Consider the following 18,378-nt stretch of genomic DNA (forward strand, 5'->3'; position numbering starts at 1 on the left):
CGGATGCGCGGCAGTCGAGTGAACGAATTCTGCGATACTTACCCAATCCAGAATTCACACCGCATCGAAAGTATCGCTGTATCGCTGTACGAAAAGTCGGAATGCGGGCCGGAATCAGGAGGGTGACGGCAGTGCGAACCGCACGCCGGTCAGCTCTTCCGACCGCTCCCACAGGCGGCGGCCGGCCTCCGGGTCGACCGCCGCGGCCGACGGCCGCACCCGCCCCGGCCCGCCGCGCAGTTCGGCGACTCCGTCCGGACCGATGAACTCACCGCCCTCGACGTCCGGGGCGGTGGCCGCGTACAGCTGGGGCAGGGCGCCCTGCCCCGCGGGCTGGGCGAGCGGGGCGAGGAGGCGGCCGAACAGGAACTTCACCATGCCGGTCGGAGCCCCGGTCTGCAGGTTGGTGGAGGCGTAGCCGGGGTGGGCGAGGACGCTGCGCACGGGGCTGCCGGCCGCGGTCAGCCGGCGGTGGAGTTCCCGGCCGAATACGGCGTTGGCGAGCTTCGACTGGTTGTAGAACGCCATGGGGGAGTAACGGCGCTCGCCGGACAGGTCGTCGAAGCGCAGGCGCCCCAGACGGTGGTTGGCCGAAGTCACCGTGACCACGCGGGAATCGCCACCGACCGCCAGGAGGTCGAGCAGCAGACCGGTGAGAGCGAAATGGCCGAGGTGGTTGCAGGCGAATTGCAGCTCGTGGCCCTGGGCGCTCAGGGTGCGGGGCGGTGCCATCACGCCCGCGTTGTTGACGAGTACGTCCACCCGGGGGTGGTCGGCGCGCAGCCGCTCGGCGAACGCCCGGACCGAGTCGAGGTCCGCCAGGTCGAGGTGGCGTACCTCCAGAGCGGCTCCGGGCCGCTCCGCGGCGATCTCCGCGACGGCCCGGTGCCCCTTCGCCTCGTCGCGCACGGCGAGGATCACCTGCCCGCCGCCGCGGGCGAGCGCCCGGGTGGTCGCCAGGCCGAGGCCGCTGTTGGCTCCGGTGACGACGAACACCCGCTTGTCCAGGTCCGGGATCCGGTCGGTGGTCCAGTGCTGCTTCTTCGTCATGCGGCACAGACTGCCTCGCATGTCACCAAGTGTCAATACGTCATCGAGTGTCATCCATGGCATTCGGGTATGATGGCCGGGTGAGCTCCCGCCCCGAAGTCACCATGGCCCAGCGCAAACGCCGACTCGTCGCCGATGAGCTGAGCGAGGCGGCGCTGCAACTCCTGGCTCGGAACGGGTACGACGCGGTCACCATCGACGAGATCGCCGCGACCGCAGGCGTGTCCAAGCGGACGTTCTTCCGCTACTTCGCCTCCAAGGAGGACGTGGTCGTCCAGTTCCTGGCCGACCTGGGCACCGGGATGCGCGCGGAGCTGGCGGCCCGCCCGAGCGCCGAGCGTCCGTCGGTGGCGCTGCGGCACGCCGTTTGGGCGTCGCTGTCCGCCTGCGCCGCCCACTCGGACAAGGCCCTGCGCATCGTCCGGCTGATCCTGCGCACGCCCGCCCTGCGCGCCCGCTTCCTGGAACGCCAGGCACAGTGGCGGGACGACCTCGCGGCGGAGCTGGCGCGGCGGCTGGAACTCGACCCCGGCACCGACCTGTACCCCCAGCTGGCCGCCGGGATGGCGCTCACCGCCTTCGACACCGTGCTGCAGCGCTGGAGCGCCGGCGGCGGCGCCGACGACCCGGCCGAGTTGACCGACAGGGCGTTCGCGGCCCTGGCCCCCGCCCTGGACGCCGCCGGGTGACGCAGCCCTTCGCCGTATCCACGCGGAGTCCGCAGACGACGGTCGCCGTAGTCTGCCCCCATGGTCCCGATGATCCGTGCCGCCAGCCTCCGCGGCTTCGTGGAACTCGTGGACGGGCTCGGCGGTGACCCGGACGAGCTGCTCGCCCGTTTCGGCATCGCACGGGAGGTGCTGGACCGCGACGAGGACCTCATCCCCATCACCGCCAACGACCTGGTGCTCGACGCGGCGGCGGCCGAACTCGGCTGCCCGGACCTGGGGCTGCGCCTCGCCGAGTCCCAGGACCTGACCATCCTCGGCCCGCTGGCCGTGGTGATCGAGGCGTCGTCCACGGTCGCCGAGGCGCTGCGCTTCGCCTCCCGGTACATGTTCGTGCACAGCCCGGCGCTCAGCGTCGGGGTCGAGGCCGATCCGTACCGGAGCCGTGGCGTCGTCGCCCTGACGTACCGCAAGGACCCGCACGAGTCGCCGTACTCGCCGCAGGCCATGGAGCTGGGCCTCGGGCTCTTCCAGCGGATCGCGGTGACGCTCGTCGGCGGCCGGGCGGGGCTGCGTTCCGTCGAGGTGTCGCACCAGCCCCTGTCGCCCGTGCGCCGCTACACCGAGTTCTTCGGCGCCGACGTGAAGTTCGGCCGGCCGGCGGGCGCGCTACGGGTGGAACGCCACGTCCTCGCCGAGCGGTTCGGGACCGCCGACGAGACGATCCGGCGGCTGGCGGCGGAGTATCTCGCCGGCCACTACGCGGACCCCGGGCGCGAGGTGTCCACCCTGGTACGGCGGGCCCTGTCCGGGAGCCTCGGCACCACGCCACCGGCCCTCGTGGGCGTCGCCCGCCTCCTGTCCGTGCACCCGCGGACGCTCCAGCGGCAACTCGCCGCCGAGGGAACCACCTTCGAAGCGGTCCTGGACGAGGTGCGGCGCGACGCGGCGCACCGCTACATCACCACGACCGGCCTCCCCCTGGGACAGGTCGCGGCCCTGGTGGGCTTCCGTGAGCAGTCCACGCTCAGCCACGCCGTGCGCCGCTGGTACGGGACCAGTCCGCGCGAACTGCGCCGGACGGCGCGGTTCTCCGTCGGCCGCCCCGGATTGTCGCGTCCGGACAAGTATTGAGCCGCGCTCGTCCGCACCCTGGGGAAAACGGCCGCCCCCGGAGGAGCGATTCATGGTGGAGCGATTCAAGGCGGAGCAGGCACAACGACACGCCCCGGCCCCGGACCTCGCGGCGATCGGCGCCCGCCCGATCCCCGAGTTCGACGGCGTGCACGACGTGTGGCCGCGCGGCGACCGGCTGGCGGCGGTACGCCGGTCCGCGGCGGCGTACAAGGAGCGCTTCAAGGCGCAGGGCACGGCCCGCGCGGTGAAGTCGGTGGACATCGCGGCGGCGCCGTACCCCGTCGCCTACGCCTTCCACGGCGCGGTCTCGGTGCCGACCCTGCCGCTGATCTCGATGATCAACCGGATGGTCGTCGTCCAGTACGACGACTGGAACGGCACGCCCCGCACCCTGGTGTTCGAGCCGACGGTGCCGGACGGCTCCGCCGAGGCGCCGTTCTACCGGAACCTGCGCAAGCTCATCGACAAGGTGCCCGGTGGGCACCTTGCCGAGAAGGCGGTCCTGAAGTACTACAACGAACCCGGCGACGTCCTCACGAAGGTCGGCCTGACCGCGGACGACATCGACTTCTGCACCTTCGACCACCTGCACGTGCAGGACCCGCGCATGATCCTCGGCTCCACCGAGGTCATCGAGGGCGAGGAGGAGCCGCGCCGGCCGCTGTTCGGGGCGGCGCGGCTGCTCGTGCACAGCCGCGAGCTCGCCACCCTCCGGTCGCTGCACCCGATGCAGTGGGCGTGGTACGTCGACGGCGGCCTCGGCGGAGTCGACCCGGACCAGCTGGTGACCTTCGACGGCGACATCGAACTCGGCCCCGGCGTGGCGCTGCTGTGGACCCCCGGCCACACCGACGGCAACCACTCCCTGGTGATCAACACGCCGGACGGCGTGTGGGTGTCCTCCGAGAACGGCATCTCCCTCGACAACTGGCAGCCGGAGCTGTCGAGGATCCCGGGCGTGCGCAAGTACCACGAGCGGTTCGGCCGCGAGATCTGCCCGAACGCCAACACCCTCGAGGACTCCCTCGACCAGTACGACTCGATGGTCAAGGAGAAGACGCTGGCCGACCGCTGCAAGCGGGACCCCCGCTGGCTCCAGATCCTCCCCTCGACCGAACTCGCCCCGTGGCGACGCTTCTGGCCGGTCGTCCCGACGTACGCCCACGGAGGGATCGCGTACGGCGAGATCAAGGCGGGCCGGCGGTGAGCCGCGTTCCCGCCGGGGCGGTCGTCACCGGCGCCGGCCGCGGCCTGGGGCAGCAGATCGCCCGGCTCCTCGTCGAGCGCGGCCACCAGGTCCTGCTCACCGACCGGGACGCGGACTCCGTGCGGGCGGCGGCCGGCGAACTGGGTCCCGCGGCCACCGCACTGGCGGTCGACGTCCGCGACCACGCCCAGGTCGAGGCGGCCCGCGACACGATCATCGCCCGGGCCGGCCGGCTGGACGTCTGGGTGAACAACGCCGGCGTCCTGGTCACCGGCCCCGCCTGGGAGCAGGACGAGGCGACCCGCCGGCTGATGCTGGAGGTCAACGCCGTCGGCACGATCAACGGCACCGTCGCCGCGATCGGCGCGATGCGCGCGGGCGGCGGGGGTCACGTGGTCAACGTCGTCTCCCTCGCCGGCCTGACGGCGGTGGCCGGCGAGGCGGTCTACGCGGCGTCCAAGCACGCGGCGATCGGCTTCAGCCTGAGCACGATGGCCGACCTCAGGGCCGCCGGCGTCAAGGACATCCGCATCTCCTGCGTCTGCCCGGACGGCATCTGGACACCGATGCTCCACGACAAGCTGACCGACCCGGACTCCGCGCTGTCCTTCTCCGGCAAGCTCCTGCGGCCCGAGGAGGTCGTCACCGCCGTCCGCGCGGTGCTCGACAGGCCCCGCCTGGTCACCGCGGTACCGGGCTGGCGCGGCCTCCTGTCCCGGCTGGCCGACGCGGCACCGTCCCTGGGCCTGGCCGCCGTACCGCTGGTGGTCGCCCGGGGACGGCGGACACAGCGGAGGCTGCTGGTGAAGGGAGGGCCGACGGGGCCGGGCCCGGGCTCGCGGTTCCGGCCGTAGCGGGGGCCGCTGCTGCCGATGTCCCGCGTGACCGCACCGCCTTCCCGTCAAGACTTGAAGAGACAACCGCGACGAGGCACCGGCGAGTCTTACGTTCGGTGCCGTCAGCGCCTCTCCACTGCGCGATGTATTGACAGTTGAATTCAGAACTCATACTTTTCCGCCATCTGAGAGCGCTCTCAAGAGTGCTCTCGCACACCTCTCCCATCCCCCACTGCGGTCCCGCCGCGACACCAGAGCACTTCCCCCCCGGCTGTCACGGCCGCCGCCGACGAGCCCGTCCCTCTCGACGACACGAGGTGCACCCCATGCCAACTCCCCGATCACGGTCGGCCGCCGCGGTGGTTCTGACCGCCGCGCTGGCGGCCGTGGGCCTCGGCCCTGCCGCGAGTCCGGCGGCGGCCGCCACCGTCCCTGTAGGAGCTGGGAGTTACTCCGACACCCGGCCGCCGGGCACGACCGGCCCCACGACCAACACCGGCGCGCCGGTCGTTCCGAAGGTCACGCAGGCCGCCAAGGACAGACCCGTACCCACCAACGACTGGTGGTCCTCCCTCGCCTTCCAGCGCTACGGCGACAACCCGTACTCCACCCCCATGTACGGCCACCCGCTCACGTACCAGGCCGTCTCCGGCGGCCTGGAAGTCGGCTACCCGACCAGCCCCACCGTCGTCGGCGAGGGCCGCCAGTACGAGTACGCGCACAAACGCGACCTCACCCTCGGCCTGAGCGGACTCAACTCGCCCGACACCAAGGCCGACGCCTGGTCGGACTGGACGGTCACCCCGTACTGGTCCGACGGCACCCGCACGCTGCGGACCACCATCGGCCACGGCATGCCCTTCGTCTACGCCCAGGGCTCCGGCGGCAACGCCCAGATCACCACCGCGGCCCCGCCGACCGTCTTCTCCGACCAGGGCAACACCCTCGGCATCACCGTCGGCGGCCACCACTACGCCCTCTTCGCGCCGACCGGCAGCGACTGGAACATCTCGGGCACCACGATCAGCGCCGGCCTCGGCGGCAAGGACTACTTCTCCCTCGCCGTGCTGCCCTCCACCGACGCCCTCGCGACCTTCCGCAAGTACGCGTTCAGCTTCGTCACCGGATCACAGGTCGACTGGAGCGCTTCCGGCGGCACGGTCGGCGCCACGTACAGGCTGATCACCGAGGCCAAGGAAGGCACCGAACGCGGCACCCTCCAGGCCCTCTACCGGCATCAGTGGCTGCACACCACCGATGCCCTCACGCCGTACACCTACGTGTCTCCCCGCGGCACCATGAAGGTCCGCGAGGGTGCCTCGTTCACCACCCGCCAGAAGGCCGCCCCGGTCCTGCCCGCGCTGCCGCGGACCAGCGCCGTCGACACGACCCGGCTGCGCACCTACCTCGCCGAGGTCGCGAACTCCTCCGACCCGTTCTCCGGAGCCACGGACACCTACTGGACCGGCAAGGCGCTGGGCAAGCTCGCCCAACTCGTTCCGCTCGCCGACCAGATCGGTGAGACCGCGATCCGCGACAAGCTCGTCGGCCTGCTCAAGGGCCGCCTCCAGGAGTGGTTCACCGCGGGCGGCGCCAGCGAGTTCTCCTACGACCGGGACTGGAAGACCCTGATCGGCTACCCCGCCTCCTACGGCAGCGACGCCGAACTCAACGACCACCACTTCCACTACGGCTACTACGTGTACGCCGCCGCGATCGTCGCCCAGTACGACGCCTCCTGGGCCGCGGACTCCGCCTGGGGCGGCATGGTCAAGGCCCTGATCCGCGACACCGCCAACCCGAGCCGTAACGACAGCGCCTTCCCCTTCCTGCGCGGCTTCGACGTCTACGCCGGGCACAGCTGGGCCTCCGGCCACCAGGGCTTCGCCGCCGGCAACAACCAGGAGTCCTCCTCGGAGTCCACCAACCTCAGCGCGGCACTGGTGCTCTGGGGCTCGGCCACCGGCAACACCGAGCTGCGCGACCTCGGCAGCTACCTGCTCGCCACCGAGAGCGAGGCGATCGCCCAGTACTGGTTCGACGCCGACCAGCAGGTCTTCCCCGGCTCCTTCACCCACGACACGGTGGGCATGGTGTGGGGCAGCGGCGGGGCCTACTCCACCTGGTGGACCGCCAACCCGGAGGAGATCCACGGCATCAACGTCCTGCCCGTGACCGCGGGCGGTTCCCCGCACCTGGCCGGGCACAAGGAGGCCATCCGGCGCAACATCGCTGAGATGGAGCGCGAGAACGGCGGGCCCGCCGTCGAATGGCGCGACATCCTCTGGGAGTTCCAGTCGCTGGCCGACCCGGCCGGCGCGAAGGCGAAGTGGGACGCCGGAAACGCCGGATACACCCCGGAGGCGGGCGAGTCCAAGGCGCACACCTACCACTGGATCACCACCCTGGACGCGCTCGGCGCCCCCGACCCCTCGGTGACCGGCGACCTGCCCACGTCCGCGGTGTTCACCAAGAACGGCACCCGCACCTACGCCGCCCACAACCACGGCTCCACGGCCCGCACGGTCACCTTCTCCGACGGCAAGACGCTCACCGTCCCCGCCCGCTCCACCGCGACCGGGACCGGCACCGACCCCGGCGACCCGGACCCGGAGCCGCCCACCGGCAACACCTTCCAGCTCCGCTCCGGCGGCGCCCTCGCCACGGCCACCGGTGGCACGGCCGGCGCCGACACCATCCCGTCGGCCGAGGGCGCCAACCATGACGGCACCCCCAACAAGCCGCTCGTCTACGAAGCCCGGAGCGTCAACGCCACCTTCAAGCCGGGCGCGTCCACCACGTTCCGCCTCCCCGTGGACGCCGGCACCGCGGTCGGTCTCGGCCAGCAGGCCCGTATCAGCTACGACCTCACCGGCGACGGCACCTTCGACCGGACCGAGACGTACCACTACTTCGCCACCGACCCCGTGACGGGCTGGGAGGAGTACAACCACACCCGTGGCCTGAAGGCCGCGACCGGCACCCTGGGAGACCTCAGCGGGGGGACGGTACGGCTGGAGGTGTGGAGCGCGATCGGCAACGGGAGTGCGCAGCTGCGCACCGGCAGCGAGACGTCCGTGGTGATCATTCCCTACGAGTGACACACGCGGCGGCCTCTGCCGGCTGACAGCGGCGGGTGCGGGGCTCAGGCCCCGCACCCGCCACCGTCGCAACAGTTCCTCAGGTGCGGGTCCGGCGCTGGTTGCTGCCGTTCGAGCAGGAGTAGAGCTGGATCAGGGTGCCGTTGGCGGTGCCGGCTCCGACGGCGTCGAGGCAGAGGCCGGACTGGACGCCGGTGCTGAACGACCTGCTCACGGACCTCGGCACCCGGTCCCGCTGAGGCGCGTCCCCCGGCCGCGCCGGGCGCGAAGTTCCGCGCGTACCGGCTGACACACCCTCCTCAGGCGCGTCCTCGTACGCCACCTCGCCCGGTACCGGGACGACGGCCGACCTCGAAAGGTGACTGAGCTGTTTCATCGAGAGATATCTGCCTCCGCAGGGTGACGAAAGGCAGACGCCAGGTGACCAGCCTGTGAGGGCGCGCACAGGGCTCACGTCACATAGGGCCGGGGTTAGTAGACGCCGGACGGCCGCTCGCCGCGTGATCGCCAGCCGTCCGGCCTGTCACGCGGCCGGTCTGCGAAGCGGCGTAGTAGGTCACACACTTGTCGCGGCGCCGGAGCGTTCCGCAGTGTGTTCGGCGTACCGGGGAGCCGAGCGCCGGGACCGGACGGGAAGAGCCCGTCCGTGATCCAGACACCGGCCCTGATGACGCGAAGCCGTGTCCAACGCGGACACCGCGTCGCCGACCCCCCGTCGGCCTCCCCATCACGTTCCCGAATGGAGAGGTACGCCCATGCACGCCGTCCTGCGCCGCCCCCACATCCGCAAGTCTGCCGTGGCCTCCCTCGCCGCCGCTGGCGCCGCCGCCGTCACCCTCACCCTCGTCCCGAGCCCGGCGCACGCCGCCGAGCCGGCCAAGCCCTCCACCGCGCAGACCCAGGCCCAGACCGACAAGATCAAGGCCATCGTCAAGGCCGGCGAGAAGAAGCACGGCGACGACCTCGACGGCTGGATCCGCACCGCCCTGGACGTCATGGACGTCAAGAACATCCCGGGCACCTACGAGGGCCTGCACCGCAACATCATGCGCGAGTCGTCCGGCAACCCGCACGCACAGAACAACTGGGACGTCAACGCCCAGAACGGTATCCCCTCGAAGGGCCTGCTCCAGACGATTCAGCCCACCTTCGACGCCTACCACGTCAAGGGCACGAAGGACTCCATCACCGACCCGGTCGCCAACATCGTCGCCGCCTGCAACTACGCGGCTGACAAGTACGGCTCCATGGACAACGTCGACTCCGCCTACTGACCGGCGGACCCACCGACCGCCTGGGCCCCAGGGACGACCGGTCCCGTGCGGAGGCCGGCGGGGCTCAGGCAGCACGGTGGGGCCGGAGGGACGAGACGTCGTCCTCCAGCCCCGCCCGCGTCGCACCCCGTGCGTCCCGGAAGTCCCAGAGGTGCCACCACGCCGCTACGGCCTCCCGGCGCCTGTCCGACGGCCGAGCGGGCCGTCGGACAGGCTCCGGGAGGCCTGGCCCAGCTCTGCACGCGGCTCGATCGAACAGCCGTGCCGGCGCGGTCGCGCCTCGTGGGCGGCCTTGCCTCAGGAGCGAGCTCATAAGACCCGTCGCCCAAGAATTAACGTTTCTCTTTTCGTGAATGCGCCAAACGGTCTGGTGGCGGGGCCGCATCCCAGTAGCCTGCTCCTCATGGTTGACCTGGGAGGTGCCGGCCGCACCAGCACGACCGTATATCAGGGTTTAAGGGGAGTGCGGCGAATCCTGCATCAGCGAAGACTGCTCAGCGATCTTCGCTATGAAGCCGTGGTGATAGCTCTCCAGCCCGATCGCAAACGCGACGATCCCACTCCGTCGCACATCAGCCAGGCGGCGAAGCTGATGTGCGACGAGCTGGATCATACGGAAATCCCGGAAGAACGCAGCCGTGGACTCATGAGAGGCGTCCACCGGAGAGTCCGCGAAAACGTCACCTACGGCATCCGGTATCCCGAGTACCAGAACGGCATGAACAGCACCTTCTTTCGAAGGATGGGTCTCTGGGCATTGCGAGTCGCCGAAACCGACAAGGGTCGTGAGGCGCTGGACCTGGCGGGCGTCCCGATCACCCCGGACAGGGAGAGGTTCTTCGCCGACAGGTTCTGGGTGGCCACCTACGGGCTGCTCATGGATTCACGCGGCCCTTCCGACGGAGAGGAGGCGCTCCGCGCGGAAATCGCGAACGAGATCCTGCACGGCGTGCCGGACCGGGTCAGGATGGATCGGTACCGACTCCTCCAGGACGTCGTCAATTCCGCCGCGACGAGCATCGTTGCCGCAGCCGGCAGTTACTTCGGATTCCAGCAGAATGCCGACGACGCACTGGCGCTCGGCGGATTCACCTTCATCGCGGCAACAGGTGTGACTGGCGTACGTCAACTCCGCAATATTCTTTTCACGGAGAAAATGCAGGAGGCGCGACGACAGGCCCGGAACTGGCTGCTCTCACTGCATGCATGGATGGTCGGATACGTCATCTGGGGCGAGGCTGCCGCAGCCGACGGGCAGTACGCGGGAATCGATCAGCTTGCGTATACCGCGAGAGCTCTGGCGTCACGAGAGGCACATATGACGCCGGACATTCCGAGGGACGAGACCCTCACTGAGGACATGAAGTTACTGATCGAAAACTCGGAGAGAGCTGAGGACGGGGAATTGACAGCCGCGCTGATGAGACTCCAGGGGGCGCTGCTGTGGCGAAGTGAACACCTGGGGTCGGCGATCGGCAATCTCATCGCCACGGTCCAAACCGTCCCGATCACTCAGGAAGAGAGCACCGCCCCTCTCCAACTTCCCCGCGCGCGCGAGCCCGGATCGCCTCAGCTCCCCCGAGTGCCTGGAGTACGGTCCGCCGAATCCGACGACGCCGAACCCCGCCCCATCGGCCCCGACTGACGCAGTAAGCCCTGCACGGGCGCGGCCCACTCGTGTGTGGGAGTGAGCGTGATGCGTAGCCGCGGCGCAGCAAAGTCCGCCGCCCGTTGCTGGTCCCGATGGCGTCCCGCCGAGTGGTGTAACCAGTCCGGGGCCTAATACACCCTGAAAGGTTATAGGTACCGCTCACCGGCAGGACGCCTAGGCTGACCACTGACCGCAGTCGCCGTCTGCTCAGGTTGACATGTACGCGGCGATTTGCGCGCGCCGTGAGAAGCGGCGCGGAGACGAAGGGGCAACATGCGTATACGTTCACGCCGCACCAAAACCGCACTGACATGTGCCGCGGTCCTGCTGTCCAGTGTCGGGCTGAGCCTGGCGACCGGCGGACCCGCCGCAGCTGCCGACGGCAACTGGAGCGATTACGGCAATACGAACCCGATCACCTCCAGCCCCAGCGAGTGGAAGTGCGACAGCACCGTAACGGTTTTCCCTCAAGTGGGTGCACAGGCTTGCGCGGTCAGGACGGCAAGCGGCACCGACGTACAGGGGGCAGTCATCGTGCGTAACAACTCATCCAATGTCGTCCGGGCCTCGGTAACGATGACGCTGAGGAACCCTAACGGCACCGAGGCCGGTACGTGGCGATGCTCGGAAACATTCGTCAAGGCGAACTCGTGGTTCGTGTGCTTCGGGGAAACCATCAGAAAGCTCGGCGATGTGAAAACGTCAGCAGCAGGCACCTTTAACGGTGAGACTAAAGGCATTGGCGTATCACCGTACGTGTAAACCTGAGTTCATCGAAGGCGACCAGCCGCATGGCGGCCTGGGTCACCCCCGCCTGCTGAGGCCATCAGGAATGAAATGACCTGGAGGCAAGACGCCCCCCCCGCAGTAGCTTTTGTGCGGGGGGCGTTGTCGTCTCTGGTCCTAGTGTCTCGTGATTCTGTCAGCATTACTTGATCTTGTGTGGCAGGGTCGCTTGGTGTGGAGCTCTCCGTGGAACAGGCCGCCGAGTTGCGGGAGTTGGTGAACAGTCGGGATGTTCCTGCGGACATAGCAACGGATGGTGTCCGCCGAGTGGTGTAGCAGCGATTTCCGCATAGCCCCTGGTCATGAGGCGGCCATCGCGCAACTCTCCGAGTAGTGAAGCTCGTTGAGAGAGGTGACGTGATGGCCTTGTCCCAGCATGACTTACTGCGGTTGATGGAGTCACTGCGTACGGCGGACGGAATCGAGTTGGTCCGGGTTCTGGCCCAGCGGATCCTGCAGGAACTCATCGAGGCCGAGGCCACCGCCCACATCGGTGCCGCACCGGGTGAGCACGCCGAGACCTGCACCACGATGCGCAACGGGCACCGGGAGAAGGTGCTGACCACACAGGCCGGCGACCTGGACCTGGCGATCCCCAAGGTCCGCACCGGATCGTTCTTCCCCTCGCTGCTGGAGCGTCGGCGCCGCATCGACCAGGCGCTCTACGCCGTGATCATGGAAGCGTATGTGCACGGTGTTTCGACTCGCAACGTGGATGACCTGGTCAAGGCCCTGGGCGGCGACAGCGGTATCTCCAAGTCCGAGGTCTCACGGATCTGCGGCGCTCTGGACGCCGAACTGACAGTGTTCCGCACCCGGCCCCTGGACCACGTCCGATTCCCCTACGTCTACCTCGACGCCACGTACTGCAAGGCCAGGGTCGAGCACCAGATCGTGTCCCAGGCCGTGGTCATCGCCACCGGCATCACCGAGGACGGCGGCCGCGAGGTTCTCGGGCTCATGGTCGGCGACAGCGAGAGCGAAATGTTCTGGAGCGAATTCCTGCGTTCGCTGAGGTCCCGCGGCCTGAACGGGGTCCGCCTGGTCATCGGCGACCACCACCTGGGCCTGGTCGCGGCCGTCCGCAAAGTCATGCTCGGCGCCGCCTACCAGCGGTGCCGCGTTCACTTCCTGCGGAACGTCTTCTCTGTGATCAGCAAGGATTCCGGGGAGTTGGTCGCCGCGACGATCCGCACGATCTTCGCCCAGCCCACCGCAGAGTTGGTCCGTTCCCAGCTCGACACCGTCGCCGACATGCTCGCACGGCAGTTTCCCAAGGTCAGGGACATGCTCCTGGAGGCCAAGACCGACCTGACCGCGTTCGCGGACTTCCCCGAACGGCACTGGAAGAAGATCCAGTCGACCAACCCGCTGGAGCGGGTCAACCGCGAGATCAAACGCCGCGTCGACGTCGTCCAGATCTTCCCCAACCCACCCGCCCTCGAACGCCTCACCACCGCAGTCCTCATCGAGATGCACGACGAATGGATCGCCTTCCCCCGCAGCTATCTCCCCAAGGGCGGCATGGACTCGATCTACCCCCACACGGAAGACCAACTCGACGCCGTTACACCACTACAGGGGACATGACCCTGGTCCCCTGATGCGAGCGCCCGCCCCGAGATCCCCGGGGCGGGCATTGTCTCCTAGGGTTCTCAGATGTCCCGGGAGAGACCGGCCAGCGCGGTGACCTGCGGCGATGAGAGGGATTCGGTCGCTGACCTGGGAGAATGGTCTTTCAGTTGTTTCACGCTCGTGCCAGTTGATGAAGCCAAAAGTCTCAGAGGGCTACCACTGCTCGTAGGGACTCTTTCGGCTAGCGCAGGGCGTACGAGCGCGGTGTGGGCTGATGTTCGCGCATCGGTGGTCTGCCCTGTGTGAACGGAAACGCGGGTTTCACGAACGGGTTCGCGGCCAGTGAGGATCACGCGGCCTGGGAGCCGGGTGACTGGTGTCGGCCTACGATCTACGCGGCCGTGGGCTTCCGGGCGCCAGGCGCCGTGGCGGGGGCGTGCGGAGGCCGCCGGGGCCGGCCGTTCGTGTCTTCGGCCGGACGTCGTCCGACGATGGTGTCCCGCTGTGTGGCAGGCGGAAGCAGACTTCCGTTTGAACTGTTCCGGGCAGGACGTCACCGTTGCGTGACTGGCCTCACGAGAAGCCGCGCAGTCAGTCCATGGCGGTAGGCTCCACCAGGAATTTGTCGGATCCTGAGGGACGAATCGGTGAGGAGGCCGACGTAGTGGCAGCAACGGGAGGGGACCCGCGGCGAACGCCCGGTCCGGCCGTGCCCAAGCCGGGGCCGGTCAAGCCCGCCGAGCAGTGGTTCCAGGAGCGTCCCTCCCCCTACTCCTGGGAGCAGGAGGCGCTGGACCACGTCAGGCGTCTGATGCCCGCGGCCGAGCCGTACCGCGCCTGGGCGACCTTCTCCTTCACCGCCCAGTCGGGCCGGGTCAACGAGTGCGATCTGCTGATCGCCGTACCCGCCGGTCTCTTCCTCGTCGAGATCAAGAGTCACCCCGGCGAGCTCCACAACACCGGTTCGACCTGGAATTTCCGCGGCAAGGACCGCACCCGCACCCTCAACAACCCGCTGCACTTCAACGACCTCAAGTCCAAGGAACTGCGCAGCCAGCTCCAGTGGGCCGCCCGCAAGCTCCACCAGAGCGACCGGATGGTCCCGCGCATCGAGCCGGCAGTCTTCCTGTCGGCCCCCGACCTCGTCAGCCACCTCGACGAGGTCCAGCGCATCCGCGTGTACGGGCGCGACGACGGCGCGAGCGGCCTGAACCGCATCTGGCAGGACTTCCTCGGCCTGCCCCCCGAGCGTCCCGAGCGGCGTGTCACGGAGGAGTTCTCGCGCCACCGGCTGCCGCAGCTGCTCAAGACCATCGGTATCCGGCAGTCGACCGGCCATCTGCGCTTCGGTGACGCCTGGAAAATGGAGCCGCACCCCCTCGACGCGGGCGCGTCGTGGGAGGACCGCCTGGCCAAGAGGGATGACGGTCTCGCCCAGGAGGGGGGCCGGGTGCGAATCTACCTGGTCAGCCAGGGCGCGACGGAAGCGGACCGCAAGAAGACGGAGCGCGCGGCACGCCGCGAGTACCAGGTCCTCCAGGGCATCACGCACCGCGGCATTGCCGACGCCATGGAGCTGCGCGACCACGAGGGCGGACCGGCGATCCTCTTCCGCCACCGTCACACCGACCTGCGCCTGGACCAGTATCTCGATACCTACGGCGACAAGCTCACCCCCGAGACCCGATTGGACCTCGTACGCCAGCTCGCCGAGGCCGTCCGGTACGCCCACAGCCGCTCGCTCTACCACCGCGCGCTGGCGGCCCGCTCCGTCTACGTGTCTTTCCGGGGCGAGGGCGCGCACCCCGAGCTACGCATCACCGACTGGCAGACCGCGGCCCGCGACTTCGACAGCAATGCCACCTTCTTCCGGTCCATCGGCGGCTCCGCCCTGGACGCGGCGCTGATCGAGGACGCCGCCCACGTTTACCTCGCACCCGAGACGGATCAGCCCTTCCCAGATCCCGGAGACCTGGACGTCTTCGGTCTGGGCGCCGTCTCTTACCTGATCCTGACCGGCAAGCCGCCGGCCCCCCAGCGCAGCGTCCTCAAGGAGCGGCTGCGCACCGAGTCGGGACTGCACCTCTTCGCGGTCGCCGACGGCGTGTCCGACGCGCTCGACGCGTTGGTCTACAAAGCCACCCGCGCCGACGTCAACGACCGGCTCAGTTCCGCGGAGGAGTTCCTGGACCTCCTCGACGAAGCGGAACGGGCCGGTGCCGCGCACGACTCCGCGGCGGCGCCGACCGTCGACCCGCTGGAGGCGCTGCCCGGCCAGGCCCTGGACGAGGAGTGGTCGGTACGCCGGGTCCTCGGCACGGGGGCCACGGCCCGCGCCCTGCTCGTGGAGCGTGCCGTGGAGGACGACGACGGCACGATCCGCGTCGAGGAACGCGTCTTCAAGGTGGCTCTCGACGAGCAGAAGGCCGACCGGCTGCGCGCCGAGGAACGCGCCCTGAAACTGGTCGGCGGAGGCGCCGTCGTCCAGCTACGTGGGGACGGCCTGCGCGAGCTCGGTTCCCGTACGGTCCTGCAGCTCGAGTACGCGGGTGAGCAGTCCCTCGGCGCCCGGCTGCGCGGCAAGGGACAGCTCAGCTACGACGAACTGGAACACTTCGGTGAGGACCTGTTCCTCGCGCTGGACCAGCTCGCCGCGCACGGCGTCCGGCACCGTGACATCAAGCCGGACAACCTCGGCATCCAGCGCCGCAAGGACTTCACCTGGCAGCTCAAGCTGTTCGACTTCTCGCTGACGGACGCCTCCGACCGTGACGTGAAGGCCGGCACCCGCGGCTATCTCGACCCGTTCCTCGGATCCGTGCGCCGCCCGCACTTCGACGACCACGCCGAACGCTACGCCGCAGCCGTCACCCTGCACGAGATGGCGAGCGGTGAGCGGCCGCTGTGGGGCGACGGCCGCATCGACCCGCTCACCAACGAGTCCGCCGAGCTGTACATCACCGGTGAGCTCTTCTACCGGCCCCTGCAGCCCGGCCTGACCGCCTTCTTCCGGCGCGCCCTGCACCGTGACATCGAGCACCGTTTCGACACGCTGCGGCAGATGAAGGACGCCTGGCAGAAGGTGTTCCGGGACGCCGACACGGACCGGCCGCCGACCACCCCCTCCACAGTGGGCACCGAGGCGGAGGACACCGAGCAGGCACGGGACCGGGCGGCCCTGGCCGCCGACGCCCACACGGAGCTGGAGCTGGCCGGCCTGTCGCCGCGGGCGGTGACGGTCGCCGCCGGTCTCGGCGCCACCACGGTAGGCCAGCTGCTGGACGTCCAGCCGTCCGTGATCTCCAAGGCCCGTGGCGCCGGCCCATTGGTGCGCAAGGAGCTGAACCGCCGCCGCAACCAGTGGGTGGCCGCTCTGCGGGGCAAGGCCGCCGTACCGGCCGCGCGCAAGGCCGCCTCTGCGGCCAGGGACGAGGAAGCGCAGGCCGGGGTCACCGGCATCCTGTCGGTCGACGACATGGTCGACCTGCTGACCCCGCCGCCCGGCCGCAAGGGCTCGCACCGCGCTGACGTGGTGCGCCTCACCCTCGGACTGCCGCCCGAGGAGAGTGGTCTGTCACCGCTCGGCACCTGGCCCGTGCAGGCGCGGATAGCCGATCACCTGGGCATCAAGCAGCCGCCGGTCTCCCGCCACCACCGGGCCGAGATCAAGCGGTGGGCCGAGGCCGAGTGGCTGCAGACGGTGTGCACGGAACTGGTCGAGATCGTCGCGAACTTCGGTCGAGTGATGACCGCCGCGCAGGCCGCGCAGGAGCTGCGGGCCCTGCACGGCGCGCAGGACGACAGCCCCGAGCGCGTGCTGGCCCGGTCACTGGCGGTCGTTCGGGCCGCCGTCGAGGCGGAAACCCGTGAGGAGGAAGGCCATGAGCCCCGCCTCGCCGTGCACCGGCGTGGCGACACGGTGCTGCTGGCGTCCGAGTCCCTGCCTGGCACCGACGACCCGAACCCGCATGAACTGGCCGACTACGCGGCGGAACTCGGCACGACCGCGGAAAGGCTCGCCAAACGGGAGCCCCTCCCAGGACGTGCCGAGGTGGTGCGCGAACTGCGCGCGGTACCCGTCCCGGAAGGCTTCGCGCCGCTCGCCGACACTCGCCTGGTGCCGCTGGCCGCCGCCGTGGCGTCGTCCGTGGTGCGCCACACCCCCCGCCTCGAGCTGTACCGGCGTGACCTGAGCCTGGAACGCGCGCTGCGCATCTCGCAGGCCGGCGCGGGCGTGCGGCCGGACCGGGGGATCACCGCGACGGAACTCGTCGCCCGGGTACGAGCCCGTTTCCCCGACCTGGACGTCCTGTCGGACGGTCGGGAGCCGACCCCCGTAGTGCTGGAGGACGCGCTGCAGGCGGCCCGCTTCGACCTGCGTCACGACGACGAGGCCGGACGTTTCCTCCCTCCGCTGCCGAGGTCGATCGGCCCCTGGTCCTCCACGGGGTCGGTCACCAGCATGCTTCCTCCAGTACGGTCCGTGGTGCGCCGCGAGCCCGAGGACCCGCACAGTGAGCTGCGCGAGCAGCTCACCGAGAGCGTCCGTCGCGGCGGCTTCCTCGCCCTGACGGTCAAGGCCGCCCGTCTGCAGGGCACGGCCGAAATGATCGCCGCCCGCTTCCCGGTGGTGCCCGTCGATCTCGGGGCGCTGTTCCTGCGGGAGTTCAAGCGGCTCGTGGAGGAGAAGAGCCAGGACTGGCGGACGGTCCTCCGCGCCGACGCGGCCTCCGCGCCGGGCCGGGTGAAGCCGGGCCTCGCCACGTTCGTCCGCGTCGTGTGGCAGCGGGTCGCCGACGACCTCGCCGCCCGCTCCGCCGAGCCGCGCACGGTGCTCTTCCTCCACGACGTGGGTCTGATCGCCCGGTACTGGGACGAGGGCGGCCGAACATTCCTGGTCACCCTCCAGGCAGCCTCCCGCAGGCCGTCGGAGGGACCGCACGGGCTGTGGCTGCTGTGCCCGATGGAGTCCCGCACGCAGGACCCGCACCTGGACGGTCAGCCGGTTGAGGCGTTGCGGAATGACGGGGAACTGGCCTACCTCACCGGGGGGTTTCTCAAGCAGCCGGCGTAAATGGCCGGAAGAGACCAGC

11 protein-coding genes and 1 pseudogene are annotated in these 18,378 nt (G+C 69.6%); 10 read left to right on the plus strand and 2 right to left on the minus strand.

What is annotated here, in order from left to right; all coding sequences use genetic code 11:
• Positions 1-114: 114 nt before the first annotated feature.
• Positions 115-1,050, minus strand: coding sequence for an oxidoreductase (locus KUM03_RS05460; protein ID WP_217245852.1), 936 nt, complete (start codon positions 1,048-1,050; stop codon positions 115-117).
• A 56-nt stretch (positions 1,051-1,106) separates the two neighbouring features.
• Here KUM03_RS05460 and KUM03_RS05465 point away from each other — a divergent pair, with 56 nt between their 5' ends.
• The 5 genes from KUM03_RS05465 (at position 1,107) to KUM03_RS05485 (ending at position 7,999) form a co-directional block, all read left to right on the plus strand.
• Positions 1,107-1,739, plus strand: coding sequence for a TetR family transcriptional regulator (locus tag KUM03_RS05465; protein WP_254398888.1), 633 nt, complete (start codon positions 1,107-1,109; stop codon positions 1,737-1,739).
• Positions 1,740-1,799: 60 nt separating this feature from the next.
• The gene (locus KUM03_RS05470) at positions 1,800-2,852 is read left to right on the plus strand and encodes an AraC family transcriptional regulator (protein WP_254398889.1); all 1,053 of its coding nucleotides are present in this window, start codon (positions 1,800-1,802) and stop codon (positions 2,850-2,852) included.
• A 52-nt stretch (positions 2,853-2,904) separates the two neighbouring features.
• Entirely contained in the window at positions 2,905-4,062 is a 1,158-nt protein-coding gene (locus KUM03_RS05475; RefSeq protein ID WP_254398890.1) for a hypothetical protein, read from the plus strand.
• Positions 4,059-4,916, plus strand: coding sequence for an SDR family oxidoreductase (locus KUM03_RS05480; RefSeq protein WP_217245853.1), 858 nt, complete (start codon positions 4,059-4,061; stop codon positions 4,914-4,916). The genes KUM03_RS05475 and KUM03_RS05480 overlap by 4 nt, the downstream gene beginning before the upstream one ends.
• A 308-nt stretch (positions 4,917-5,224) precedes the next feature.
• Complete coding sequence (locus KUM03_RS05485; protein ID WP_217245854.1) at positions 5,225-7,999, plus strand: glycosyl hydrolase; 2,775 nt, start codon at positions 5,225-5,227, stop codon at positions 7,997-7,999.
• Between the two features lie 79 nt (positions 8,000-8,078).
• Here KUM03_RS05485 and KUM03_RS05490 read toward each other — a convergent pair.
• Positions 8,079-8,192: pseudogene (locus KUM03_RS05490) on the minus strand (RICIN domain-containing protein); the annotation flags it as partial.
• Positions 8,193-8,754: 562 nt separating this feature from the next.
• Between KUM03_RS05490 and KUM03_RS05495 the strand changes: the two are divergent.
• The 5 genes from KUM03_RS05495 (at position 8,755) to pglW (ending at position 18,359) form a co-directional block, all read left to right on the plus strand.
• On the plus strand, positions 8,755-9,273 hold the full coding sequence (locus KUM03_RS05495; RefSeq protein WP_217245855.1) for a transglycosylase SLT domain-containing protein: 519 nt from the start codon (positions 8,755-8,757) through the stop codon (positions 9,271-9,273).
• 403 nt (positions 9,274-9,676) lie between these two features.
• Positions 9,677-10,918: a hypothetical protein gene (locus KUM03_RS05500; RefSeq protein WP_217245856.1), complete on the plus strand. Its 1,242-nt coding sequence runs from the start codon at positions 9,677-9,679 to the stop codon at positions 10,916-10,918.
• A gap of 279 nt (positions 10,919-11,197) precedes the next feature.
• On the plus strand, positions 11,198-11,686 hold the full coding sequence (locus KUM03_RS05505) for a hypothetical protein (protein WP_217245857.1): 489 nt from the start codon (positions 11,198-11,200) through the stop codon (positions 11,684-11,686).
• Positions 11,687-12,070: 384 nt separating this feature from the next.
• The gene (locus KUM03_RS05510) at positions 12,071-13,300 is read left to right on the plus strand and encodes an IS256 family transposase (RefSeq protein WP_217245858.1); all 1,230 of its coding nucleotides are present in this window, start codon (positions 12,071-12,073) and stop codon (positions 13,298-13,300) included.
• Between the two features lie 649 nt (positions 13,301-13,949).
• Positions 13,950-18,359: a BREX system serine/threonine kinase PglW gene (gene pglW, locus KUM03_RS05515; protein WP_308406254.1), complete on the plus strand. Its 4,410-nt coding sequence runs from the start codon at positions 13,950-13,952 to the stop codon at positions 18,357-18,359.
• Positions 18,360-18,378 lie beyond the last annotated feature (19 nt).

It is taken from the genome of Streptomyces sp. AC602_WCS936 (genome assembly GCF_019049125.1).
GTDB lineage: Bacteria > Actinomycetota > Actinomycetes > Streptomycetales > Streptomycetaceae > Streptomyces.